Origin of the sequence: Kitasatospora sp. NBC_01250 (assembly GCF_036226465.1) — a bacterium.
In the GTDB taxonomy this organism is placed as follows: domain Bacteria; phylum Actinomycetota; class Actinomycetes; order Streptomycetales; family Streptomycetaceae; genus Kitasatospora.
On the sequence record NZ_CP108476.1, the window covers coordinates 7,306,800 to 7,329,610 of the forward strand.

The 22,811-nt window shown below is 72.5% G+C and carries 22 protein-coding genes; 16 read left to right on the forward strand and 6 right to left on the reverse strand.

Translation table 11 applies throughout. From position 1 onward, the window contains the following. Positions 1-3: 3 nt before the first annotated feature. The 8 genes from hpnE (at position 4) to OG500_RS30995 (ending at position 11,185) form a co-directional block, all read left to right on the forward strand. Complete coding sequence (gene hpnE, locus OG500_RS30960) at positions 4-1,479, forward strand: hydroxysqualene dehydroxylase HpnE (RefSeq protein WP_327070121.1); 1,476 nt, start codon at positions 4-6, stop codon at positions 1,477-1,479. Between the two features lie 17 nt (positions 1,480-1,496). Then, the gene (locus tag OG500_RS30965; RefSeq protein WP_327070122.1) at positions 1,497-2,699 is read left to right on the forward strand and encodes a polyprenyl synthetase family protein; all 1,203 of its coding nucleotides are present in this window, start codon (positions 1,497-1,499) and stop codon (positions 2,697-2,699) included. Between the two features lie 7 nt (positions 2,700-2,706). Then, entirely contained in the window at positions 2,707-4,803 is a 2,097-nt protein-coding gene (shc, locus tag OG500_RS30970) for a squalene--hopene cyclase (RefSeq protein ID WP_442789261.1), read from the forward strand. Further along, positions 4,800-5,522: a 5'-methylthioadenosine/S-adenosylhomocysteine nucleosidase family protein gene (locus OG500_RS30975; RefSeq protein ID WP_327070123.1), complete on the forward strand. Its 723-nt coding sequence runs from the start codon at positions 4,800-4,802 to the stop codon at positions 5,520-5,522. Before shc ends, OG500_RS30975 begins: the two co-directional genes overlap by 4 nt. Positions 5,523-5,524: 2 nt before the next feature. Further along, the gene (hpnH, locus tag OG500_RS30980; RefSeq protein WP_327070124.1) at positions 5,525-6,544 is read left to right on the forward strand and encodes an adenosyl-hopene transferase HpnH; all 1,020 of its coding nucleotides are present in this window, start codon (positions 5,525-5,527) and stop codon (positions 6,542-6,544) included. An 85-nt stretch (positions 6,545-6,629) separates the two neighbouring features. Continuing rightward, entirely contained in the window at positions 6,630-7,790 is a 1,161-nt protein-coding gene (ispG, locus tag OG500_RS30985; RefSeq protein ID WP_327070125.1) for a flavodoxin-dependent (E)-4-hydroxy-3-methylbut-2-enyl-diphosphate synthase, read from the forward strand. 82 nt (positions 7,791-7,872) lie between these two features. Next, positions 7,873-9,795, forward strand: a complete 1,923-nt coding sequence (gene dxs, locus OG500_RS30990) for a 1-deoxy-D-xylulose-5-phosphate synthase (RefSeq protein ID WP_327070126.1) — start codon at positions 7,873-7,875, stop codon at positions 9,793-9,795. Further along, positions 9,785-11,185 carry an aspartate aminotransferase family protein gene (locus OG500_RS30995; protein ID WP_327070127.1) on the forward strand — a complete coding sequence of 467 codons (1,401 nt, stop codon included), beginning with the start codon at positions 9,785-9,787 and terminating at the stop codon, positions 11,183-11,185. Before dxs ends, OG500_RS30995 begins: the two co-directional genes overlap by 11 nt. Before the next feature lie 30 nt (positions 11,186-11,215). Here the strand turns inward: OG500_RS30995 and OG500_RS31000 are convergent, their stop codons facing one another. Further along, complete coding sequence (locus tag OG500_RS31000; RefSeq protein WP_329584844.1) at positions 11,216-11,491, reverse strand: DUF6343 family protein; 276 nt, start codon at positions 11,489-11,491, stop codon at positions 11,216-11,218. A 116-nt stretch (positions 11,492-11,607) separates the two neighbouring features. Between OG500_RS31000 and OG500_RS31005 the strand changes: the two genes are divergently transcribed. Together OG500_RS31005 and OG500_RS31010 are read left to right on the forward strand one after the other, a co-directional pair. After that, positions 11,608-11,856 carry a hypothetical protein gene (locus tag OG500_RS31005; protein WP_184934133.1) on the forward strand — a complete coding sequence of 83 codons (249 nt, stop codon included), beginning with the start codon at positions 11,608-11,610 and terminating at the stop codon, positions 11,854-11,856. A gap of 80 nt (positions 11,857-11,936) precedes the next feature. Beyond that, positions 11,937-12,140 carry a hypothetical protein gene (locus tag OG500_RS31010; protein ID WP_327070129.1) on the forward strand — a complete coding sequence of 68 codons (204 nt, stop codon included), beginning with the start codon at positions 11,937-11,939 and terminating at the stop codon, positions 12,138-12,140. Positions 12,141-12,416: 276 nt separating this feature from the next. Here the strand turns inward: OG500_RS31010 and fabG are convergent, their stop codons facing one another. Beyond that, positions 12,417-13,184, reverse strand: coding sequence for a 3-oxoacyl-ACP reductase FabG (fabG, locus tag OG500_RS31015; RefSeq protein WP_327070130.1), 768 nt, complete (start codon positions 13,182-13,184; stop codon positions 12,417-12,419). A gap of 491 nt (positions 13,185-13,675) precedes the next feature. On the opposite strand from fabG, the gene OG500_RS31020 reads away from it, so the two are divergent. Further along, on the forward strand, positions 13,676-14,512 hold the full coding sequence (locus OG500_RS31020; protein ID WP_327070131.1) for a MarR family winged helix-turn-helix transcriptional regulator: 837 nt from the start codon (positions 13,676-13,678) through the stop codon (positions 14,510-14,512). A 201-nt stretch (positions 14,513-14,713) separates the two neighbouring features. Here the strand turns inward: OG500_RS31020 and OG500_RS31025 are convergent, their stop codons facing one another. Next, on the reverse strand, positions 14,714-15,568 hold the full coding sequence (locus tag OG500_RS31025; protein ID WP_327070132.1) for an aldo/keto reductase: 855 nt from the start codon (positions 15,566-15,568) through the stop codon (positions 14,714-14,716). A 197-nt stretch (positions 15,569-15,765) separates the two neighbouring features. On the opposite strand from OG500_RS31025, the gene OG500_RS31030 reads away from it, so the two are divergent. From OG500_RS31030 to OG500_RS31040, 3 genes are all read left to right on the forward strand, one after another. After that, positions 15,766-16,017 (forward strand): LapA family protein, encoded by a 252-nt coding sequence (locus OG500_RS31030; protein ID WP_327070133.1) that lies wholly within the window; start codon positions 15,766-15,768, stop codon positions 16,015-16,017. 87 nt (positions 16,018-16,104) lie between these two features. Continuing rightward, positions 16,105-17,010 (forward strand): LysR family transcriptional regulator, encoded by a 906-nt coding sequence (locus OG500_RS31035; protein ID WP_327070134.1) that lies wholly within the window; start codon positions 16,105-16,107, stop codon positions 17,008-17,010. Positions 17,011-17,150: 140 nt separating this feature from the next. Then, positions 17,151-17,750 (forward strand): cysteine dioxygenase family protein, encoded by a 600-nt coding sequence (locus OG500_RS31040; protein ID WP_327070135.1) that lies wholly within the window; start codon positions 17,151-17,153, stop codon positions 17,748-17,750. A 93-nt stretch (positions 17,751-17,843) separates the two neighbouring features. On the opposite strand, the gene OG500_RS31045 is transcribed toward OG500_RS31040, so the two are convergent. Both OG500_RS31045 and OG500_RS31050 read right to left on the reverse strand, forming a co-directional pair. Further along, entirely contained in the window at positions 17,844-19,892 is a 2,049-nt protein-coding gene (locus tag OG500_RS31045; protein WP_327070136.1) for a hypothetical protein, read from the reverse strand. Positions 19,893-19,971: 79 nt separating this feature from the next. Continuing rightward, entirely contained in the window at positions 19,972-20,772 is an 801-nt protein-coding gene (locus OG500_RS31050; RefSeq protein ID WP_327070137.1) for a TetR/AcrR family transcriptional regulator, read from the reverse strand. A 129-nt stretch (positions 20,773-20,901) separates the two neighbouring features. Here OG500_RS31050 and OG500_RS31055 point away from each other — a divergent pair, with 129 nt between their 5' ends. After that, the gene (locus tag OG500_RS31055; RefSeq protein ID WP_442789262.1) at positions 20,902-21,633 is read left to right on the forward strand and encodes a molybdopterin-dependent oxidoreductase; all 732 of its coding nucleotides are present in this window, start codon (positions 20,902-20,904) and stop codon (positions 21,631-21,633) included. Then, positions 21,617-22,303, forward strand: a complete 687-nt coding sequence (locus OG500_RS31060; protein WP_327070138.1) for a cytochrome b/b6 domain-containing protein — start codon at positions 21,617-21,619, stop codon at positions 22,301-22,303. Before OG500_RS31055 ends, OG500_RS31060 begins: the two co-directional genes overlap by 17 nt. On the opposite strand, the gene OG500_RS31065 is transcribed toward OG500_RS31060, so the two are convergent. Then, the gene (locus OG500_RS31065) at positions 22,285-22,788 is read right to left on the reverse strand and encodes an NUDIX hydrolase (RefSeq protein WP_327070139.1); all 504 of its coding nucleotides are present in this window, start codon (positions 22,786-22,788) and stop codon (positions 22,285-22,287) included. The genes OG500_RS31060 and OG500_RS31065 overlap by 19 nt on opposite strands. Positions 22,789-22,811 lie beyond the last annotated feature (23 nt).

The window sequence follows — 22,811 nt, forward strand, 5'->3', positions numbered from 1 at the left end:
GTTGTGGCGAATGCTGCGCGTGGGACGGGTGCGCATCGAGGCGCGCGAACCGAACAGCGGGGAGGTGTGATGAGCGGGCAAGCCCAGCGGACTGCCGTCGTGGTGGGCGGCGGGCTGGCCGGACTGACCGCCGCGCTGCGGCTGGCCGAGGCCGGCCACCGGGTCACCCTGCTGGAGGCCCGCCCGAGGCTGGGCGGCCTGGCCTTCTCGTTCCGCCGCGGCGAGCTGACCGTGGACAACGGCCAGCACGTCTTCCTGCGCTGCTGCACCGCCTACCGCGGCCTGATCGAGCGCCTGGGCGCCGGCGGCCAGGTCGAGATCCAGCCCCGGCTGGACGTCCCGGTGCTCGCCGTGCGCGGCGACCGGCACCGGCTCGGCCGGCTGCGCCGGGCCGGCCTGCCGGTCCCGCTGCACCTGGCCGCCAGCCTGGCGAGCTACCCGCACCTGCGGCCGCTGGACCGGCTGCGGGTGGTGCGCGGCGCGCTCGCGCTGCAGCGGCTGGACCTCGCCGACCCGGCGCTCGACCGGCTCTCCTTCGGCGAGTGGCTGCGCTCGCACGGCCAGAACGACCGCACCATCGCCGCGCTCTGGGACCTGGTCGGGGTCGCCACCCTGAACGCCAAGGCCGCGGAGGTCTCGCTGGCGCTGGCCGCGATGGTCTTCAAGACCGGTCTGCTCACCGATCCGGGCGCCAGCGACATCGGCGTCGCGGCGGTCCCGCTCGGCGTCCTGCACCATGACGCGGCGCTGGCCGAGCTGGCCCGGGCCGAGGTCACGGTGCGGCTGCGCACCAAGGTCGTCGAGCTGAAGTCCGTCTCGACCACCGCCGGGCCGCCGCACGCCGTGCGGCTGGAGAACGGCGAGCTGCTCAGCGCCGACGTGGTGGTGCTGGCCGGCGCCCAGGACTCGGCGGCCGCGCTGCTGCCGGAGGGCGCGATCGCCGAGCAGCACCGGCTGGCGGAGCTCGGCACCGCGCCGATCCTCAACGTGCACGTGGTCTACGACCGCCAGGTGCTGCGCCGGCCGTTCTTCGCCGCGCTGGACTCCCCGGTCCAGTGGGTCTTCGACCGCACCCCGCACTCCGGGGTCACCACCGGGCACCCCGGCGCGCAGTACCTGGCGCTCTCCCAGTCCGCCGTGCGGGACGAGATCGACCTGCCGGTCGCCGAGCTGAGGGCCCGCTACCTGCCGGAGCTGGAGCGCCTGCTGCCGGCCGCCCGCAACGCCGAGGTGCTCGACTTCTTCGTCACCCGCGAGCGCACCGCCACCTTCGATCCGGCCCCGGGCACCGCCGCGCTGCGTCCGGTGGCCGCGACCCGGATCCCCGGCCTGCTGCTGGCCGGCTCCTGGACGGCCACCGGGTGGCCCGCGACCATGGAGAGCGCCGTGCGCAGCGGCCACGCCGCCGCCGACGCCGCGCTGCGCGCCGCGGGCGAGCGGGTGCCGGTGGACCACGGGGACGGGCGGTGGCCCCGATGAGCGGACCCCGGCGCCCGATGGCGACCACTCAAGCGGCGCCCACGCCGAGGGCGAGCAGGCCGGCCGCCGTGGCCGGGTCGGCCGCGCCCACCACCACCGACACCAGCACACCGGCCCAGGGAGAGGGAACACACGTGGAGGCACGCCCGAGCACGGCCGCGGGAGCGACGGCCCAGGCCGAGCCCGTCTCGGTACCCGAGCTGCTGGCCAGGGGCCGCACGCTCTGTACCCCGCCGCTGCGCGCGGCCGTCGCCCGGTTGGCCCCTCCGATGGACGCGGTCGCCGCCTACCACTTCGGCTGGACCGACCAGGCCGGAAACCCGACGGCGAGCGACGGCGGCAAGGCGATCCGCCCGGCGCTCGCGCTGCTCTCGGCGGAGGCCGCCGGCGCCGAGGCACCTGCCGGAGTACCTGGTGGGGTGGCCGTTGAGCTGGTGCACAACTTTTCGCTGCTGCATGATGATCTGATGGACGGTGACGAGACCCGTAGGCACCGGGCCACCGCCTGGACGGTCTTCGGCCCGGCGCAGGCGATCCTGGTCGGCGACGCGTTGGCCACCCTCGGAACCGAGGTCCTGCTGGACGCCGGCCAGGGCGCCGCGACCCCGGCCGACGCCGCCCGCGCCGTGCGCCTGCTCACCACCGCGACCCGCAAGCTGATCGACGGCCAGGCCCAGGACCTCTCCTTCGAGCACCGCGACGCGGTCACCGTCGAGGAGTGCCTGGCGATGGAGGGCGGCAAGACCGGCGCGCTGCTGGCCGCCGCCTCCGCCATCGGCGCGGTCCTGGCCGGTGCCGACGACCGCACGGCCGACGCGCTGGAGCGGTACGGCCACCACCTGGGCCTTGCCTTCCAGGCCGTGGACGACCTGCTCGGCATCTGGGGTGCCACCGAGGTGACCGGCAAGCCGCACTGGGGCGACCTGCGCCAGCGCAAGAAGTCGCTGCCGGTGGCCGCCGCCCTCGCCGAGGGCGGCGCGGCCTCCCGCCGGCTGGCCGAACTGCTCGCCGACCCGCAGGGGCGCGGCGAGGAGTCCGAGGAGGTGCTGGCCGGGCGGGCCGCGCTGATCGAGCAGGCGGGCGGCCGTGCCTGGACCCAGGAGGAGGCGCGCCGCCAGCACACGACCGCCCTCGCCGCACTGGACGAGGTCCCGATGGCCGACGAGGTGCGCGAGCGCTTCGTCGCGCTCGCCGAATTCGTGGTGGTACGAGAGAGGTGACATCAAGTTGACAGCAACCGCGGACGGCCGGCTCGACCCTGAGTACGATTCCGAGCCGGTCGCGGTGGACGAGCGGCCACCGGCCCCGTTGGCCGGTCCGGCCGACGCCGGCCCGTGGCAGGTGGCCGGGCACGGCACCGAAGCTCTGGAGGAGCTGATCGCGCCGGCGCCCGTGGACCGCGCGGCGATCGAGCAGAGCTTGCACCGGGCCACCACCCACCTGCTGTCCCTGCAGGACACCGAAGGCTGGTGGAAGGGGGACCTGGAGACCAACGTCACCATGGACGCGGAGGACCTGTTACTCCGTCAGTTCCTGGGAATCCGCACGGTGGAGCAGACCGCGGCCACCGCCGAGTGGATCCGCTCGCAGCAGCGCGCGGACGGCACCTGGGGGACCTTCCACGGAGGTCCGCCGGAGATTTCCACCACGGTCGAGGCCTATGTCGCGCTGCGCCTGGCCGGAGACCAACCGGACGCCCCGCACATGCGGGCCGCGGCCGAGTACGTCCGGGGCGCCGGCGGCATCGCGGCGACCCGGGTCTTCACCAGGATCTGGCTCGCGCTCTTCGGCTGGTGGCCGTGGGAGCGTTTGCCGGAGATGCCGCCCGAGATCATGTTCCTGCCCAAGTGGCTGCCGCTGAACATCTACGCGTTCGGCTGCTGGGCCCGTCAGACCATCGTGCCGCTCACCGTGGTCTCCGCGCACCGCCCGGTCAGACCGGGTCCGTTCGAGCTCACCGAGTTGCACACCGACCCGGCCAACCCCTTCCCGCTGCGCCCGCTCGCCCCGCCCGCCAGCTGGGACGGACTCTTCGAGCGGCTCGACCTGGTGCTGCACGCCTACCACAAGCGCGCGGTGCGACCGCTGCGCCGGCTGGCACTGAGCCAGGCCGGACGCTGGATCGTCGAGCGCCAGGAGGCGGACGGCTGCTGGGGCGGCATCCAGCCGCCCGCCGTCTACTCACTGATCGCGCTGCACCTGCTCGGCTACGAGCTGGACCACCCGGTGATGCGTTCCGGGCTGGCCGCCTTCGAGCGCTTCACCGTGCACACCGAGGACGGCAAGCGCTGGCTGGAGGCCTGTCAGTCCCCGGTCTGGGACACCTGCCTGGCCACCATCGCGCTGGTCGACGCGGGTCTGCCGGCCGACCACCCGGCGCTGGTCCGGGCGACCGACTGGATGCTCGCGGAGGAGATCACCACCAAGGGCGACTGGTCGGTGCAGCGGCCCCAGCTGGCCCCGGGCGGCTGGGCCTTCGAGTTCCACAACGACACCTATCCCGACATCGACGACACCGCCGAGGTGGTGCTGGCGCTGCGCCGGGTGGACCACCCGGAGCCGGAGCGGGTGGCCGGCGCCGTGCACCGCGGCGTCGAGTGGAACCTCGGCATGCAGTCCAAGAACGGCGCCTGGGGCGCCTTCGACGTGGACAACACCAGCACGCTGCCGAACAAGCTGCCGTTCTGCGACTTCGGCGAGGTGGTCGACCCGCCGTCGGCCGACGTCACCGCCCACGTGGTGGAGATGCTGGCCGAGGTCGGCAAGGCGGACGACCCGCGCACCAGGCGGGGCGTGGAGTGGCTGCTGCGCAACCAGGAGGCCGAGGGCTCCTGGTTCGGCCGCTGGGGCACCAACTACATCTACGGCACCGGGTCGGTCCTGCCGGCCCTGGTGGCGGCAGGGGTGCCCGAGTCCGATCCGGCGATCCGGCGTGCGGTGCGCTGGCTGGAGGAGCGGCAGAACCCGGACGGCGGCTGGGGCGAGGACATGCGCTCCTACGAGGACCCGGAGAACTGGTCGGGGCGCGGTGAGTCCACCGCCTCGCAGACCGCCTGGGCGCTGATGGCGCTGCTGTCGGCCGGCGAAGGGCCCGGCGGCCGGTTCGCTCCCGGACCGGAGCGGGGCAGCGCCGCGGTGGAACGCGGCGTGCGCTGGCTGGCGGCCACCCAGTTGGCCGAAGGCAGCTGGGACGAGCCGCAGTTCACCGGGACCGGGTTCCCGTGGGACTTCTCGATCAACTACCACCTCTACCGGCTGGTCTTCCCGGTCACCGCGCTGGGCCGCTACCTGCACGGCAATCCGGTGCTGGGGAGGCTGACATGAGTGCACCGCTCCTGGTGCTGTGCGCACTGCCCGCTGAGGAGTGGGCGCTGCGCCGCGGCGACTGGGCGCAGGCCCTCGGTGGCCCGCCGGTGCTGGCCCGTACCGGCATGGGCCCGGCGCGGGCCGGACGGACGGCGGGCACCCTGCTGTCGGCCGCCCCGCAGGGCTACGGCGCGGTGCTGATGACCGGATTCTGCGCCGCGGCCGTGTCGGGGACAAGACCGGGTGAAGTGATCGTTTCCGACCGGGTGCACTGCCCGGCCGGCCGGGTGCGGACGACCGACCAGCCGGCGCCGCTCGCCCGGGCGCTGACCGGCCTCGGACTCAGCGTCCGCACCGGAACCCTGCACTCCGCCGACCACGTGGTGAGCGGCCACGAGCGCCGCGTGCTCAGCCGGCAGGGGATCCTGGCCGTGGACATGGAGTCCGCGGCCGTGTTCGACAGCGTGCTCGACCAGGTACCGGACGGTCTGCCGATGGCGGCGGTCCGGGTGGTGGTCGACACGCCCGAGCGCGAGCTGTTCCGGCCCGGCACCGTGCCGGCCGGCCTGCGCGCGTTCCGTACCCTGCGGGCCCTGGTGCCCGCACTGCTCGGCTGGCACCGCGCCGTGGTCGGCGCCGGGGCCGGTGCACAGCACCTCCGTTCGATACCGGAGCCGGCAGATCCTGCCCTGTTGACCCACTCTTCCCTGCCGACGCTCCCTCAGGAGGCGAGCTAGCCATGGCCATGCCGCTGCGCCAGACCATGCGGGTTGGTACGTACCTCATGCAGCAGAAGCTCAAGCGCCGCGAGAAGTTCCCGCTGATCGTCGAGCTGGAGCCGCTCTTCGCGTGCAACCTCGCCTGCGAGGGCTGTGGCAAGATCCAGCACCCGGCCGGGGTGCTGAAGCAGCGGATGCCGGTCGCCCAGGCGGTCGGCGCGGTGCTGGAGTCCGGTGCTCCGATGGTCTCCATCGCCGGCGGCGAGCCGCTGATGCACCCGCAGATCGACGAGATCGTCCGTCAGCTGGTGGCGAAGCGGAAGTACGTCTTCCTGTGCACGAACGCCATGCTGCTGCGCAAGAAGTTGGACAAGTTCACTCCTTCGCCGTACTTCACCTTTACGGTCCACATCGACGGCATGCGCGAGCGGCACGATGAGTCGGTGGCCAAGGAGGGGGTGTTCGACGAGGCGGTGGCGGCCATCAAGGAGGCCAAGCGACGCGGCTTCCGGGTGACCACCAACAGCACCTTCTTCAACACGGACACCCCGCAGACCATCATCGAGGTGCTCGACTACCTCAACGACGAGCTCAAGGTCGACGAGATGATGCTCTCCCCGGCCTACGCCTACGAGAAGGCTCCCGACCAGGAGCACTTCCTGGGCGTGGAGCAGACCCGGGAGCTCTTCCGCAAGACCTTCGCCGGCGGCAACCGCCGCCGCTGGCGGCTGAACCACAGCCCGCTCTTCCTGGACTTCCTGGAGGGCAAGGTCGACTTCGAGTGCACCGCCTGGGGCATCCCGAACTACTCGCTCTTCGGGTGGCAGCGCCCCTGCTACCTGATGTCCGACGGGTACGTGCCCACCTACCGGGAGCTCATCGAGAAGACCGACTGGTCGAAGTACGGCCGTGGCAAGGACCCGCGCTGCGAGAACTGCATGGCGCACTGCGGTTACGAGCCCACGGCGGTGCTCGCCACCATGGGCTCGCTCAAGGAGTCGCTGCGCGCGATGCGGGAGACCGTGGCCGGTACCCGCTGAGCGCCGGGCCCGGCGCGCGTGCGAGAGCGCGCGCCGGGCCCGACCATGACATCAAGACCATCACAGCAAGGATGTGCGTACAGCCATGACCGCGATCTCGCTCGGTGTTCCGTCCCTGCCGCTCAAGCCGCTCGCCACCCGCCGCGTCTCGCGTCAGATCATGGTCGGCAACGTTCCGGTCGGTGGTGACGCGCCGGTGTCGGTGCAGTCGATGACCACGACGCTGACCTCGGACGTGAACGCGACGCTGCAGCAGATCGCGCAGCTGACCGCTTCGGGGTGTCAGATCGTGCGGGTGGCGGTGCCCTCGCAGGACGACGCGGACGCGCTGCCGATCATCGCGAGGAAGTCGCAGATCCCGGTGATCGCGGACATCCACTTCCAGCCGAAGTACGTGTTCGCGGCGATCGATGCGGGTTGTGCGGCGGTGCGGGTGAACCCGGGCAACATCAAGGCTTTCGACGACAAGGTCGGTGAGATCGCGCGGGCGGCGAAGTCGGCGGGTGTGCCGATCCGGATCGGTGTGAACGCGGGTTCGCTGGACAAGCGGCTGCTGGAGAAGTACGGCAAGGCGACGCCGGAGGCGTTGGTGGAGTCGGCGTTGTGGGAGTGCTCGCTGTTCGAGGAGCACGACTTCCGGGACATCAAGATCTCGGTGAAGCACAACGACCCGGTGGTGATGATCAATGCGTACCGGCAGTTGGCGGCGGCGTGCGACTATCCGCTGCACCTGGGTGTGACGGAGGCGGGTCCGGCGTTCCAGGGGACGATCAAGTCGGCGGTGGCGTTCGGTGCGCTGCTGGCGGAGGGGATCGGGGACACGATCCGGGTCTCGCTGTCGGCGCCGCCGGTGGAGGAGATCAAGGTCGGGATCCAGATCCTGGAGTCGTTGAACCTGCGTCAGCGCGGGTTGGAGATCGTTTCGTGTCCGTCGTGCGGTCGGGCGCAGGTGGATGTGTACAAGCTCGCGGAGGAGGTCACCGCCGGGCTCGAGGGCATGGAGGTGCCGCTGCGGGTGGCGGTGATGGGCTGTGTGGTGAACGGTCCGGGTGAGGCGCGCGAGGCGGATCTGGGGGTGGCCTCGGGCAACGGCAAGGGGCAGATCTTCGTGAAGGGCGAGGTGATCAAGACCGTGCCCGAGTCGAAGATCGTCGAGACCCTGATCGAGGAGGCCCTGCAACTCGCCGAGCGGTACCAGGCCGACGGCGGCCCAGCGGGCGTACCGGCGGTGATCGCGGCAGGCTGAGAGATCCGAAGTTCCGCCCCCAGCCAGCGGCCGGGCCCCTGTAGAGCAAACCGAGCTGTAGACCAAGCCGAGAGGTGGAGCCATGTCACTCCTGTCCTCCGTTCACGGACCAGCCGACCTGAAGCGACTGCCGGCCAACCGGATGCCGCAACTGGCCCAGGAGATCCGCGACTTCCTGATCGAGGCGGTCAGCCGCACCGGGGGCCACCTCGGACCCAACCTCGGGGTGGTGGAGCTGACCATCGCGCTGCACCGGGTCTTCGACTCGCCGCGCGACCGGATCCTGTGGGACACCGGCCACCAGGCCTACGTGCACAAGCTGTTGACCGGCCGGCAGGACTTCAGCCGGCTGCGGGCCAAGGGCGGGCTCTCCGGCTACCCCTCGCGGGCCGAGTCCGAGCACGACGTGATCGAGAACTCGCACGCCTCCACCGTGCTCGGCTACGCCGACGGGATCGCCAAGGCGCACCAGATCCAGGGACGCAGCGACCGGCAGACCGTCGCGGTGATCGGCGACGGCGCGCTCACCGGCGGGCTGGCCTGGGAGGCGCTCAACAACATCGCCGAGGCCCAGGACCGGCCGCTGGTCATCGTGGTCAACGACAACGAGCGCTCCTACGCCAAGACCATCGGGGGCCTGGCCAACCACCTGGCCACGCTGCGCACCACCCAGGGCTACGAGCGCTTCCTGGCCTGGGGGAAGGAGGCGCTGCAGCGCACTCCGGTGGTCGGCCAGCCGATCTTCGAGGCGCTGCACGGCGCGAAGAAGGGCTTCAAGGACTCCTTCGCCCCGCAGGGCATGTTCGAGGACCTGGGCCTGAAGTACCTCGGCCCGATCGACGGCCACGACATCGCCGCGGTGGAGTCCGCGCTGCGCAAGGCGCGCGGCTTCGGCGGCCCGGTGATCGTGCACTGCCTGACCGTCAAGGGCCGCGGCTACCGTCCCGCCGAGCTCGACGAGGCGGACCGCTTCCACGCGGTGGGGGCCATGGACCCCTACACCTGCCTGCCGATCTCGCCCTCCGGCGGCACCTCCTGGACCTCGGTCTTCGGCGAGGAGATGCTGGCCGTCGGCGCCCAGCGCCCGGACGTGGTGGCGATCACCGCCGCGATGCTCCAGCCGGTGGGCCTGGCCGACTTCGCCAAGGCCTTCCCCAAGCGCACCTTCGACGTCGGCATCGCCGAGCAGCACGCGGTCACCAGCGCCGCGGGCCTGGCCACCGCCGGACTGCACCCGGTGGTCGCGGTCTACGCGACCTTCCTCAACCGGGCCTTCGACCAGGTCCTGATGGACGTCGCGCTGCACAAGCTGGGTGTCACCTTCGTGCTGGACCGGGCCGGGGTGACCGGCAACGACGGCGCCTCGCACAACGGCATGTGGGACATGTCGATCCTCCAGGTGGTGCCCGGGCTGCGGCTGGCCGCCCCGCGCGACGCCGCGCAGCTGCGCGCCCAGCTGCGCGAGGCGCTGGAGGTCACGGACGCGCCGACCGTGGTGCGCTTCCCCAAGGGCGAGGTCGGACCGGACCTCCCGGCCGTCGAGCACCTGGGCGGGGTGGACGTGCTGCAGCGCACCCGGGTGCCGGGCCGGGCCGGCCAGGACGTGCTGCTGGTCTCGGTCGGCTCGATGGCCTGCGCCTGCCTGGACGCCGCCGCGCTGCTCACCGCCGACGGCCTGGCCACCACCGTGGTCGACCCGCGCTGGGTCAAGCCGGTCGACCCGGCGCTCGTCCAACTCGCGGCCGCGCACAAGCTGGTGGTCACCGTCGAGGACAACGGCCGGGCCGGCGGCGTCGGTGCCGCCATCGCCCAGGCGCTGCGGGACGCCGAGGTGGCCACCCCGCTGCGCGACCTGGGCATCCCGCAGGAGTTCCTCCAGCACGCCGGGCGCGGCGAGATCATGGAGGAGGCCGGGCTGACCGGCACCGGGATCGCCGCCCAGACCGCCGCCTTCGCCAAGTACCTGCTGCCGAACCGAGGAGTGAACGAACCCCGTGCCAGCTGACCGACCTGAAGGTGCCCTCGACCTCGCCGCCCTGCTCGCCGAGCGCGGCGGCGAGCGGTACGAGCTGCACGGCCGCTACCTCAACCCGCAGCTGCCGCGGATGCTGCACACGATCGGCTTCGACAAGACCTACGACCACGCCCGCGGCCCCTTCTTCTACGACGCCGAGGGCAACGAGTACCTGGACATGCTGGCCGGCTTCGGTATCTTCGCGCTCGGCCGGCACCACCCGGTGGTGCGCGACGCGATCCAGCAGGTGATGGACCTCGACCTGCCCGACCTGACCCGCTTCGACTGCCCGCCGCTGCCCGGTCTGCTGGCCGAGCGGCTGCTCGCCGAGGCGCCCGGCCTGGACCGGGTCTTCTTCGGCAACAGCGGCACCGAGGCGGTGGAGACGGCGATCAAGTTCGCCCGCTACGCCACCGGGCGCGGCCGGATCCTCTACTGCGACCACGCGTTCCACGGCCTGACCACCGGATCGCTGTCGATCAACGGCGAGGGCGGCTTCCGCAAGGGCTTCGGCCCGCTGCTGCCGGACACCGCGATCCCGCTCGGCGACCTCGGCGCGCTCCAGCGCGAACTGCGCAAGGGCGACGTGGCCGCGCTGATCGTCGAGCCGATCCAGGGCAAGGGGGTGCACGCCGCCCCGCCCGGCTGGCTGCGCGCCGCCCAGGAGCTGCTGCACGAGAACAAGGCGCTGCTCATCTGCGACGAGGTGCAGACCGGCATCGGGCGCACCGGGGCCTTCTTCGCCTACCAGGGCGAGGAGGGCGTGCAGCCCGACCTGGTCTGCGCGGCCAAGGCGCTCTCCGGCGGCTACGTGCCGATCGGCGCCACGCTGGGCAAGGGCTGGATCTTCGAGAAGGTCTACTCCTCGATGGACCGGGTGCTGGTGCACTCGGCCAGCTACGGCTCCAACGCCCAGGCGATGGCGGCGGGCCTGGCCACCCTGCAGGTGATGCGCGACGAGCAGGTGGTGGCCAATGCCCGCCGGGTCGGCGACCTGCTGCGCACCCGGTTGGCCGCGCTCACCGCGAAGTACGAGATGCTGGCCGAGGTCCGCGGGCGCGGTCTGATGATCGGCATCGAGTTCGGCCGACCCCGCTCGCTCAAGCTGCGCACCGGGTGGACCGCGCTGCAGGCCGCCCGCAAGGGGCTCTTCGCGCAGATGGTGGTGGTGCCGCTGCTGCAGCGGCACCGGATCCTCACCCAGGTCTCGGGCGACCACCTGGAGGTGATCAAGCTGATCCCGCCGCTGATCATCACCGAGCGTGAGGTGGACCGGTTCGTGGACGCGTTCAGCGAGGTGATGGACGACGCGCACAGCGGCGGCGGGCTGATGTGGGACTTCGGCAAGACCCTGGTCAAGCAGGCGGTGGGCAACCGGTAGCGCCGGCCCGGCCGGGCCGTGCTGTCCGGTTCACAGCTCGACCCGGCGTCTCTTGATCACCACGTAGAGATCGACGACGGCGACGACGGTCAGCACGAAGCAGACGACGGCGAAGCCGGTCAGCGCGCCCCGGGAGGGCACACCGGTCGGCTTCGCCATCGCCGCGACGACGGCGAAGGCGGCCGTCATCAGGGCGAAGACCGGTATGAAGATCACTGAGAGCAGGAAGCGCAGTCTGAGGGCACTGCGTGCGGTGGCCGGCTCGGTCCCGCTGCGCCAGCGGCGCGGTGTGGTCGCATAGCGCATGCTGTCCACCTCCGTCCGGATCGGGGTACCCCGGCCGCTCCGGGTTATTCCGGCGGTAGGCTCGGCGTCGTGGCGTTTCGCCCCCTGGCGGGAGCGCGAGGAACGGAGGATCCGGCGTGAGCATCGCGGTGTGCACCATCTGCACCGGGACCGGACGGCTGGCCGGTCTGCAGTGCCGGACCTGCAAGGGCACGGGCACCACCGAGCGGGACGGCGGCGGCAACTGCTTCCTGTGCAGCGGGACCGGCACCTACACCCGCTATCGTGTTTCGGCCGACGGCAGCAAGCAGGCTTACCGCGAGGAACCGTGCCGGACCTGCGACGGAACGGGGTCGATCACCGGGAGCCACCCCGTCGACGCTTGATCGACCATCAGTTCGCTCTTTCTGGGCCCGCGTCAAGCGGCTACCGTGGACGTACTCTTCGTAGTCGATGCGAGGTCGTCATGGTCGCCACCGTCACCTACTCCCGGTACTGCGCCCACTGCGGCACCCCGGTCTCCGAGGGGCCGGAGGGTGGCTACGTCTGCGGTGCATGTTTCCACGTGGTCGAGCCGCTCGGCGCGGACGAGGCGCGCAAGGCCCGCCGGATCGAGCGGGCCGCGATGGTCGTGGAGGCAGCCCGGTTACGCGCGATGCGCGAGCGCTGATCGCTCGGTCGAGCAGGCGTCCGGGCTGCGCCCTCTCCGGAGCTGCGAACGTGCTGCGACGTGTTCGAACGCATGGTTCGGCGCGGCCGGCCGCGCCCGGCGCACAGTCGTGTCCGGCGGTGCCGCCCGGCGTGCGCCGTTGTGCACCGGGCCGCATCCCCGGCGGGGATCCGTCTGTCCGTGCGCCTCGGCGGCGCCCGGTTCCGGACCGGAAAAAGACGTAGCGCCTTTGGTCATCTTCTGCCCGCGATGACCAGAGGCGCTACGACGGACGGACTAGTCGAGCGGACCACCGGCTACGTAAATCACCTGTCCGCTGACGAAGCCCGCGCCCTCGCTGGCGAGGAACGAGATGGTGTGCGCGATGTCCTCGGGCGCACCCACCCGCTGGACCGGGATCTGGGTGGCCGCGGCCTCCTTGAAGGCCTCGAACTCCATGCCGACCCGGGCCGCGGTGGCGGCGGTCATGTCGGTGGCGATGAACCCGGGGGCCACCGCGTTGGCGGTGATGCCGAACTTGCCCAGCTCGATGGCCAGGGTCTTGGTGAAGCCCTGCAGGCCCGCCTTGGCGGCCGAGTAGTTGGCCTGGCCGCGGTTGCCCTGCGCCGAGGAGGAGGAGAGGTTGACGATGCGACCGAAGCCGGCGTCGACCATGTGCTTCTGCACCGCACGGGTCATCAGGAACGCGCCGCGCAGGTGCACGCTCATCACGGTGTCCCAGTCGGCGGCCGACATCTTGAAGAGCAGGTTGTCGCGGAGCACCCCCGCGTTGTTCACCAGCACCACCGGCGTGCCGAGTTGGGCCGCGATCCGGTCCACGGCGGCCTGCACCTGGGCCTCGTCCGAGACGTCCGCGCCGACGGCCAGGGCCTGCCCGCCGGCGGCGATGATCTTCTCGACGGTGTCCTTGCCGGCCGACTCCTCCAGGTCCACCACCGCGACGGCGTAGCCGTCGGCGGCCAGTCGCTGGGCGGTGGCGGCACCGATGCCGCGGGCGGCGCCGGTGACGATCGCGACCCGGGGCGTGCTGCTCTGTTCCGTCATGCGTCGTACTCATCTCTCTTGGTTCGGAAGGGCCGGTCGGGCCGAGTGGGCCGGAGGTGGCCGCGGTCCCGCTGGTGCCGGAGCGCCCCGGAGTTGGGGGCGAGAGCGTTGTGCGGTCACCCTACCGGCGGGTAGTTGAGGGGACCAGAGCGCCTTGCCGGGCTGTTCCTGACCGAACGCTGGGGGAGAAATACCACAAGTCCGCCGAACATCCGTCTACTATCTGCCCCTGCCTGCCGCTGGGCGGACTCCGTTTGTATAGTGTGCGCCAGCAGCCGTCGGCTGCACGGCGGAGCTCCCCTCGATTCGGGTCGAAATCAGTGCGGTTGATCTCGATTCGGGCCGGGGGAGGCCAGCACGCCGCTACTGCCCCGCCCGGGTGTCCCACAGCACGCCGGGTGTGACATCAGGACGGATTCATGGTGCTGGGGGAGATCCCGACGACCCGTGTGCCCGGACGGCTTCAGCAGTCGCCCGGTCACCTCATCCGCGTGGCCCAGCAGGTGCACACCCGGCTGTGGTCCGAACACGTGGGAGCCGAACTGACGGCTCCTCAATTCGCGGTCCTGCTCGCGCTCGCTCTCGAACCGGGCGCCGACCAGCGCACCGTGGGCGAACGAGCCTCGCTGGACAAGGCGACGATGGCCGAGATGGTCGCTCGGCTGGTACGGCGTGGCCTGGTGCTGCGCCGCCGCGATCCGGCGGACGGCCGGCGCAAGTTGCTCGCGCTCTCGCAGAACGGCGCCCAGGCGGTCCGTGAGGCCACCGGCGGCGTGGTGCGCGTTCAGCGCACCCTGTTCGAGCCGCTGACCAGCGACGAGCAGCTCGATCTTGTTCGATTCCTGGCCAAGATAGCCAAGTTGGAGCCGGCCGCGGTGGCCGCGCTGACCGACACCAGGCCGCTGCTGGACGCGCAGCGGGCGGTCGGCTACCTGATCAGGGTCGGCCAGCAGGTGCACACCAAGCTCTGGTCCGAGCACGTCGGATCGGAGCTGACGGCACCTCAGTTCGCCGTGCTGGACGCCCTGGAGAGCGAACCAGGGGCTGACCAGCGCACCGTCGGCGAGCTGGCCTCGCTGGACAAGGCGACGATGGCCGAGATGGTCAGCCGACTGGTACGGCGCGGTCTGGTGCTGCGTCGGCGCGATCCCTCGGACGGGCGGCGCAACCTGCTCTCGCTCTCGCCGACCGGTCAGGAGCTGCTGCACAGCGCCGCGGCCGGAGTGGCGGAAGTGGAGCGGCTGCTGCTCGAACCGCTGGATCCGGCCGAGCACCAGCCGGCCATTGCCCTGCTGGCAAAGGCGGCTCGACTCGCACCGGTGGCGTAACGATTCGCCCGGAAATTCCTGGGAATTGTCTGGGAATTACCTGAAGTTACGCATAGGTGTGGGCGCCCGTCGACTGACGGGAGCCCACACCTGAAAAAACGGACCCGGACTGAGCGCGGTTCAACTATCCGCACTCAGTTAGTCCCGGAAGCATCAGTGCTCCGGGAGAGGCCGGATCGGCCGATCCCATGAGCCGGTGACTCAGTTCCAGTCGAAGGTGGTCGGCTCGGGGCCCAGGCGCTTGCCGGTCTCGATGCCGGCGATCGCGGCGAGGTCCTCGGCGTCCAGCTCGAAGCCGGTCACCGCCAGGTTCTCCTTGATCCGCGAGGGGGTGACCGACTTCGGGATCGCGATCAGACCGCTCTGCAGGTGCCAGCGGAGCACCACCTGGGCGGTGGTCCGACCGTGCTTGGCGGCGATCTCGGTCAGGACCGGCTCGGTGAGCAGGTCCTTGCCCTGGCCCAGCGGGCTCCAGGCCTCGGTGGCGATGCCGTGCTCGGCGTGGAAGGCGCGCAGCTCGTGCTGCGGGAAGTGCGGGTGCAGCTCGACCTGGTTGAGCGCCGGCACCACCGAGGTGGTCTCGAACAGGTGGGTCAGCTCGGCCCGGCCGAAGTTGGAGACACCGATCGCCCTGGTGCGACCTGAGGCGAGCAGCTCCTCCAGGCCCTGCCAGACGTTGGCGTAGCTGCCGTGCATCGGGCGCGGCCAGTGGATCAGGTAGAGGTCGACGTACTCCAGGCCGAGCTTGGCCAGCGAGGCGTCGAACTCGCTGAGCACGGCCTCCCGGCCGGCCTGGCCGCTCCAGTCGCGGGTGCCGCTGTTCCACAGCTTGGTGGTGATGAACAGCTCGTCGCGGGGGACGCCGGCCTGTCGGATGCCGAGGCCGGTGCCGGTCTCGTTCTCGTAGATGGCGGCGGTGTCGATGCTGCGGTAGCCCGCCTCGATGGCGGTCCGCACGGCGGCGGTCGCCTCGTCGTCGGGAACCTGCCAGACGCCGAAACCGAGCTGCGGGATCGCGACGCCGTTGTTCAGGGTGATCGTGGGGATGGTGCTCACGAGCTGTGGTGGCCCTTCGGGGTTGTCGAATTCTGCCGTCGGGTCAACAAGCGGCAGCTTCCGGGTGTTCCCGGCGCGGCGGATTGTGCCTGGTCCGGGCCGTCGGCCACCCGCTTGGGCGCCCCGCGCTACTCCGTTCGGGGCAGCTGGCGGCGGATCGCACGATCAGTCGGGGCCGCGGGGCGCAGACTGCCCGGGTGACCAGAAAATCGGACCCGTTCGCAGGACAGAAGCGGCAGGGCGACATCGCCGGCATCCCTACCAGGCTGATCGCCGGGGTGGTGCTCTTCGCGCTCGCGCTGTGGTTCCTGCTGGCCAATCTCAACAACGTCAAGATCCAGTTCTGGGTGTTCACCGTGACGGCACCGCTCTGGATCGCGCTCGCCGCGACACTGCTGATCGGTGGGGTGATCGGCTACCTGTTCAAGGGCCGACGCGAGGGGCGGTAGCCCGCGCCACCAGCCGGGATCCGGCGTCAGTGATCACTGCAAGTAGGCCTTGGTGAGCGATTGCCAACTTCTGCTTATGATTCAGGGATGCTGGACTCCCGACACATCCGGACCTTCCACGAGGTGGTCAGCACCGGCTCGTACACCGCCGCCGCCCGCTCGCTCGGCTACACCCAACCGGCCGTCACCCAGCAGATCCGTGCGCTGGAACGGGAGACCGGGGTCCCGCTCTTCACCCGGGACGGCCGCCGGATGCGGCTGACCGAGGCCGGCGAGACGCTGGCCCGGCACGCCGCGGTGATCCTCGGCAACCTCGGCGCCGCGCAGCAGCAGCTCCAGGCGCTGGCCCGGCTGCGGGCCGGACGGGTGCGGGTCTGCGCCTTCCCCAGCGCCAACGCCACCCTGATCCCCGCGGCGATGGCCCGGCTGCTGGCCGACCACCCGGCGGTGCGGGTCGAACTGCTGGAGGCCGAGCCGCCCGAGTCGCTGAACAAGCTGCTGGCCGGCGAGTGCGACATCGCGCTCTCCTTCAGCTACCCGGGGATGCGCGCCGAGCTGCCGGGCGAGCTGGTGGAGATTCCGCTGATGGAGGACCTGCTGACGGTGCTGCTGCCGGTCGGCCATCCGCTGGGCCGCCGGCACGCCGTGCGGCTGGCCGAGCTGGCCCAGGCCCGGTGGATCGCCGGGTGCGCGCGCTGCCGGGCGAACTTCCTGCACATCTGCACGGAGGCGGGCTTCGAACCCGACATCGTCTTCACCACGGACGACAACCTGGCACTGCAGAGCCTGGTGGCGGCCGGGGTGGGGCTGGCGGTGGCGCCCTCGCTGGTCCTGTCCTTCCTGTGCCACCGCAAGGTCACCGGGCGGGCGCTGGAGCCGCACGTCCGCCGCCAGGTCTGCGCCTACGTGCTGCGCGAGCACCTGCTGCTGCCCGCCACCGAGCTGGTGCTGGACGGACTGCGCTCGGCCGCCGCGGCCCGGCTCGGCTGCTGAGTCGCCGTCAGGCAGGTTCTCGGGCAGTGATGCTGAGGAGCCGTCACCCCGAGGACCGGGGCGGATCGATAAGCGGGCGTAGGGGAACGCCAAGAAACGCTGCTTGGACGCGGCCGAGGGCCGGGGCGGAAGCTGCTGGCATGACAGCGACCACCACGGCCCGTCCGGCCGCTCGCATCACACCGTTGGCCGAGGCACTGGTGGCGCGGATCCGCGCCGTGGTGAGCCGAGGTCTGACCCCCGCGCTGACCGCCGGGCTGGCGGCCGAGGAGCTGCGCGGCTTCCTCGGCGACCCCGAACTGCTCACCGCCGAGCAGCAGCTCGGCGACCCGGACCACTACCGCCAGCACGTGCTGCACGCCGAGGTGGACGGCAGCTTCTCGGTGGTCGCGCTGGTCTGGCTCCCCGGGCAGCAGACCGCGATCCACGACCACGTCTCCTGGTGCGTGGCCGGGGTGCACCAGGGCCAGGAGAGCGAGCGCCGCTACCGGCTGGTCCCCGAGGGCACCGGTACGGCGCGGCTGGTCGCCACCGAGGACGTGGTCAACCCGCTCGGCTCGGTCGCCGGTTTCGCGCCGCCCGGGGACATCCACCTGGTGCGCAACTCCTGTAGCGGCACCGCGATCTCGATCCACCTCTACGGCGCGGACGTGCTGCGCCTGGGCAGCAGCGTCCGCCGCGTCTACCAGTGCCCGGAGGGCGAGCAGGACCAGGGGGTGTCCGGCCGGGCAGCTTGCTGACGGGGCGCCGGTGTGGGGGACCTGCCGGGACGGGCCGGTGGGGGCGGCCCCAGGGGAGCCCGGCGGATGGCGCCCCGTCAGCTGCTGCTGCGGCTAGGAGAACGGATCGGGCTTGAGCGGCGCTGACGATTCGCTTGCGTTGCTGGTCACCGGTGCGGGCGCGACGTGGTTGTCGGGCGCGAACGGGTCGAAGTCCGGCGGTGGGACGTTCACCCGGGTGCCCTTGGAGGCTGCGGCCGGCTCGGGTGCGCTCTGGGGTTCGGTCTGCGGCGCGAAGGGGTCGAAGTCCGGCGGTGGGACGTTGACCGGGGTGCCCTTGGGGGCCTGCGCCTCGGCCGGCTCGGCGGCGGGTGCGCTCGGGGGCTCGGTCTGCGGGGCGAACGGGTCGAAGTCCGGCGGCGGGACGTTGACGCGGGTGCCCTTGCCGGGTGCGGGGGCGGGCGCGGCGGTGGTGGCCGGTGCGGCGGTGGGGGCCGTGGTGGGCTTGGCCGGCGCGCTGGGCGAGTTGCGGGTGACGGTGCCGAAGGGGTCGAGCGGCTCGTTCTTCACCACCGTGCCGAACGGGTCGAGCGCCGACGGGGCGGGCTCGGGCTGCGGTTCGGGCGCGGCGGCGGCCACCGGGGCCGCGGTGGGAGCTGCGGCCGGCTCGGGTGCGCTCTGGGGTTCGGTCTGCGGCGCGAAGGGGTCGAAGTCCGGCGGGGGGACGTTGACCGGGGTGCCCTTCCTGGCGGGCTCGGGCTGCGGCTCGGGCGCGGGGGTGGGTGCGGGCGCGACGACGGGCGGCGCGGGCGGGGCCGCAGGCGCGGTCGGGGGCATCGGGGGTGGCGGCGGTGCGGCGACCGGGGGAGCGGGCTGCGCGGGCAGCGGCGCGGGTGCAGGTACGGGTGCGGGCGCCGGAGCAGGTGCCGGAGCGGGTGCCGGCTGTGGAGCCGGAGCCGGGGCTGGTGCCGGGGCGGGCGGCTGGGCCACCGGCGTCACCGTCGCCGGCGCGAACGCAGCGGCGCCGGAGCCCGGGTCGAGCCGCCCGTCCACCCCGTCCCAGCCGAACTCCACGCTCTGCAGCAGCTCCGCGAAGACGGTCGCGTACAGCTCCCAGTCCTCGCCGTGCGCGGTCCCCAGCTGCACGGTCAGCAGCGAGACGCCGTCCGGCAGCGGCAGGAACGCCTGGACCACCGAGGAGACCACCCAGCGCCGGGTGCCGTCGGCGGCCAGCGCGGCCGGGATCGCCCCGGTCCGGCCCTGGACCAGCACCACGGCGGGACCGGACGGCAGGATCACCGTCCACACCTCCGCCTGGGGGCGGGAGGTGGCCAGTTCGGCGGCGAGCTCGGCGATCGGTGTCCGGTCCCGGTGCAGCGCGACGACCAGCGAGGCGTTGCTCGGCCGCCCCTCGATCCGCACCGCCGCGATCGCGCTGAACCGCACGTCGGCAGCCGCGTTCTCGTCCAGCAGCGCGGCGTTGAGCACGGCCCAGTCCCGGCGGGCGGACGGACCCTCGGCGGCGAACAGCTCCTCCGCCACCTCGCCGAGCTGCTCGGCCGAGGCCTGGTCGCCGCCGCGCGCGGTCAGCGCGTGGAAGGCGGGCGGCACGCTCAGCCGCACCTCCACCCCGCTGCCGGTGGGCAGTTCGGCGGGAAACAGGGTCTGCCGGCCGGCGGCGAGCTCGGCCAGCGGTGCGGCGAAGGGTGGCCGCAGCCGGGCGGCCGAGGGCTCGGCGGTGACCGGCAGCTGGAAGGCGGCCAGCGTGGTCGCCGCCACCCCGCGCACCGGCTCGCGGCCGTAGCGGACCAGCAACTGCTCGACGGTGCCGGCGGCCGAGCCGGTGGGCGGCTGCGTGGCGCAGGAGACCAGGGTGCCGCGGCCGGGGCGGGCCAGCCGGCCGTGGCCGCTCTGGTGGAGCCAGGTGTCGAAGAGGGCGGGGCCCGGCGACTGCTCCGCGCCGGCCGCGCGCGGGCCGGCGAAGAGGGCCTCGGGCGCCTGCCGGCTGACGTCGGGACCGAGCAGCGCCTCGGCCAGCGAGTCGAGCGTCGCGGAGATCCGTTCGGCGGGGGCCACCACGGCCGCTCCCGCCAGGCCCACCGCCGCCTGACCGCCTGCTCCCGCCAGGCCCATGGGCGCGCCCCCGTGGCCGTCCTGCGTCATGCTCCGCAGCCCCCGATCGCTCTCTGTCGTGCTGTTCCGTCCGCTCCGCTGTTGTATCAGACCGGCCGGACGGCCCTGGCTACGTGCCCGCCTGCTCGGGATCCGGCGCCGGGGCGACCAGGGCACCGAGGGCCTCGGGCAGGCCGGGCACGGTCAGCAGGCCGCTGAGGTCGCGCACCAGCGCGCCGGTCGGGGTGCCCGGGTGCTCGGCGGCCAGGAAGCCGGGCAGCGCGGCGGCCAGCTCCGGCTCGCGCGCGGCCGTCACCACCAGGGCGGCCACGAAGTCCTGCACCAGCCGCTGGCGGACCTGCCCGCGGGGCGGCTGCTGCCGGTCGGCCAGCCAGGCGAGCGAGCTGATCTCGGCGTTGGCGATCCAGGTCCGCACCGCCAGCCGCAGCCCGGGGCTCGGATCCGCCAGTGCGAGGTGGGCCAGGATCTGGTCCTGGGCGGCCTGCCGGACCTCGTCGATCACCGCGTTGGTGCCGGGGCTGGCCGCCACCGAGCCGCCGCGCAGCAGGGCCGCGAAGCCGGGGCCGTGGCCGGCCACGAAGTCCAGGTAGCGGTCCATCACTCGGGCCAGCCGCTCGGAGAGCGGGCCGGTGTGCGGCTCCTCGAAGCGGCCGGCCAGCTCCTGCCCGGCCCGGCGCAGCGACTCCTCGTAGATCGCCTGCTTGCCGGGGAAGTAGTGGTAGACCAGCGGCCGGGAGGCGCCCGCCGCCGCCGCGATGTCGTCGATCGACACCTCTTCCGGCGGCCGGGCGCTGAACAGTTCCAGGGCGACGGCGATCAGCTGCTCACGCCGCTCGTCGACGCTCAACCGCCGTCGCGGCTGGGCTCTGGCCGCGGGCTGGGACGCCGCGTGCGGCGTGCGGGGGGACATGGGCGTCACCCTATCCAGCCCTGCGATCCGGCCCCACCCCTGTCAGGGGGCCGGAGGTCCGCTCGCGGATGTGACGAAAGTCTGACGTCCCGGCCGCGAGCGGCCCGGCCCTCATCAACGGCGGTGACAATGGCGGACGTGAACGACGATGCACCGACCCGAGGCACTCCGGTCGGCCGACGTGTCCTGCTCGGGATGCTCGGCCTGGGCGTGGCCGGGGTCGCCGCGGGCCCGACCCTGTCCAACGCCGTGAACTCGGCGCTGGCCGGGATAGCGCAGAAGGACCCGACCGGGCTGACCGGCCTGCTGCCCGACTCCGGCGGTTTCCGCTACTACTCGGTCACCGGCCCGGTTCCGGTCAGGACGGCTGCCGACTACCGGCTCTCCATCGGTGGCCTGGTGGACCGGCCGCGCAGCTACACGCTGGCCGACCTCCAGGCGCTGCCGCAGACCCGGTTGGTGCACGACGTGCAGTGCGTGACCGGCTGGCGGGTGCCCGGCACGCCGTTCGAAGGGGTCAGGCTCGCGGACCTGTTGACGGCGGCCGGAGTCCAGGCGGGCGGCACCGCCGTGCACTTCACCTGCTTCGACGGCAGTTACACCGAGAGCCTCACGCTGGACCAGGCACGCCGGGATGACGTGCTGGTGGCGCTGAAGATGCAGGACAAACCGGTCACCCACGACCACGGCGGCCCGGTGCGGCTCTACGTGGCGCCGATGTACTTCTACAAGTCGGCGAAGTGGCTCTCCGGCATCACCGTCACACCCAAGGTCGAGACCGGTTACTGGGAGAACTACGGCTATGACGTCGACGCCTGGGTCGGGAAGTCGAACGGGCGCGACGATGCCCCGACCAGCTGACATGGACGGGGACCGGCCGCTGCCCCGGTTCACCCGCGCCGAGCGCTGGGTGCACCGCTGCACGGCGACGCTGATGCTGATCTGCATCGCCACCGCCGCCTGCCTCTACCTGCCGCAGCTGGCCGAGCTGGTGGGCCGCCGGCGCCTGGTGGAGACGGTGCACGAGTGGTCGGGGCTGGCGCTGCCGGTGCCACTGCTGCTTGGCCTCGGCTCCCGGGCGCTGCGCCGGGACCTGGGCCGGCTGAACCGCTTCGCGCCCTACGACCGGGAGTGGCTGAAGGCGGCGCTGTGGCGCTCCTACCGGCGCAGCGCCGGGAAGTTCAACGCGGGGCAGAAGCTCTGGGCGAGCTGGATCGCGGGCGCCACGCTGGTGATGCTCGGCACCGGGCTGCTGATGTGGTTCACCGGCCTGGCCCCGCTGAGCTGGCGCACCGGGGCGACCTTCGTGCACGACTGGCTGGCGCTCGCGGTGGGCGTGGTGGTCGGCGGCCACCTGTGGATGGCGCTGCGCGACCCGCAGGCCCGGCGCGGGATGCGCACCGGGTGGGTGGAGCGTGACTGGGCGGTGCGCGAGCACCCGCAGTGGGAGCCCACCGAGGAGGAGGGCGACCGGACGAGCGGTCCGGGCCGCGCCCCCGCGCGGCTGCCGGATCAGCCGCGGGCCAGGTAGCGCCGGTAGGCCTCGCGCCCGTCGGGGACGAACTCCCAGCGGGTCAGCCGGTCGGCGACCTCGGCGTCGGTGAGCCAGCCGTGCCAGTCGATCTCCTCGGCCTGCGGCGCCACCGGTCCGGTCCAGCGGGCCTCGTGCACGTCGCAGAACCAGGAGTGGCCGGGCTCCTCGAAGAGGAAGCGGAACAGCGGCTCGGTGCTGATGCCGGTCACGCCCAGCTCCTCCTCGGCCTCCCGGACGGCGGCCTCGGCGTAGCTCTCGCCGGTGCCGACCACCCCGCCGACGAAGACGTCGTGGGCGCCCGGCGCGAAGAGCTTGTCGGCCGAGCGGCGGTGCACGAAGATCCGCCCCTCGGCGTCGCGGACCAGGATCATCACGCAGCGGTGGGTCAGGTTGCGCCGGTAGACCTCGCCGCGCGGCTCGGTGCCGATCACCCGGTCGTGCTCGTCGACCACGTCCAGCAGTTCATCCCGAGGATCACTCATGATGATCAGACTAGGCTGCTGAG

Bases quoted from the DNA above. Each gene is read 5' to 3' on its own strand.
- OG500_RS31035 (WP_327070134.1), top strand. From the start codon at position 16,105: ATGCTGGACTCCCGACACATCCGGACCTTCCACGAGGTGGTCAGCACC.
- ispG (WP_327070125.1), top strand. From the start codon at position 6,630: ATGACCGCGATCTCGCTCGGTGTTCCGTCCCTGCCGCTCAAGCCGCTC.
- hpnH (WP_327070124.1), top strand. From the start codon at position 5,525: ATGGCCATGCCGCTGCGCCAGACCATGCGGGTTGGTACGTACCTCATG.
- OG500_RS30975 (WP_327070123.1), top strand. From the start codon at position 4,800: ATGAGTGCACCGCTCCTGGTGCTGTGCGCACTGCCCGCTGAGGAGTGG.
- fabG (WP_327070130.1), bottom strand. From the start codon at position 13,184: ATGACGGAACAGAGCAGCACGCCCCGGGTCGCGATCGTCACCGGCGCC.
- OG500_RS30965 (WP_327070122.1), top strand. From the start codon at position 1,497: ATGGCGACCACTCAAGCGGCGCCCACGCCGAGGGCGAGCAGGCCGGCC.
- OG500_RS31010 (WP_327070129.1), top strand. From the start codon at position 11,937: ATGGTCGCCACCGTCACCTACTCCCGGTACTGCGCCCACTGCGGCACC.
- OG500_RS31040 (WP_327070135.1), top strand. From the start codon at position 17,151: ATGACAGCGACCACCACGGCCCGTCCGGCCGCTCGCATCACACCGTTG.
- OG500_RS31055 (WP_442789262.1), top strand. From the start codon at position 20,902: ATGGCGGACGTGAACGACGATGCACCGACCCGAGGCACTCCGGTCGGC.
- dxs (WP_327070126.1), top strand. From the start codon at position 7,873: ATGTCACTCCTGTCCTCCGTTCACGGACCAGCCGACCTGAAGCGACTG.
- OG500_RS31060 (WP_327070138.1), top strand. From the start codon at position 21,617: ATGCCCCGACCAGCTGACATGGACGGGGACCGGCCGCTGCCCCGGTTC.
- OG500_RS31045 (WP_327070136.1), bottom strand. From the start codon at position 19,892: ATGACGCAGGACGGCCACGGGGGCGCGCCCATGGGCCTGGCGGGAGCA.
- OG500_RS31050 (WP_327070137.1), bottom strand. From the start codon at position 20,772: ATGTCCCCCCGCACGCCGCACGCGGCGTCCCAGCCCGCGGCCAGAGCC.
- OG500_RS31000 (WP_329584844.1), bottom strand. From the start codon at position 11,491: ATGCGCTATGCGACCACACCGCGCCGCTGGCGCAGCGGGACCGAGCCG.
- OG500_RS31065 (WP_327070139.1), bottom strand. From the start codon at position 22,788: ATGAGTGATCCTCGGGATGAACTGCTGGACGTGGTCGACGAGCACGAC.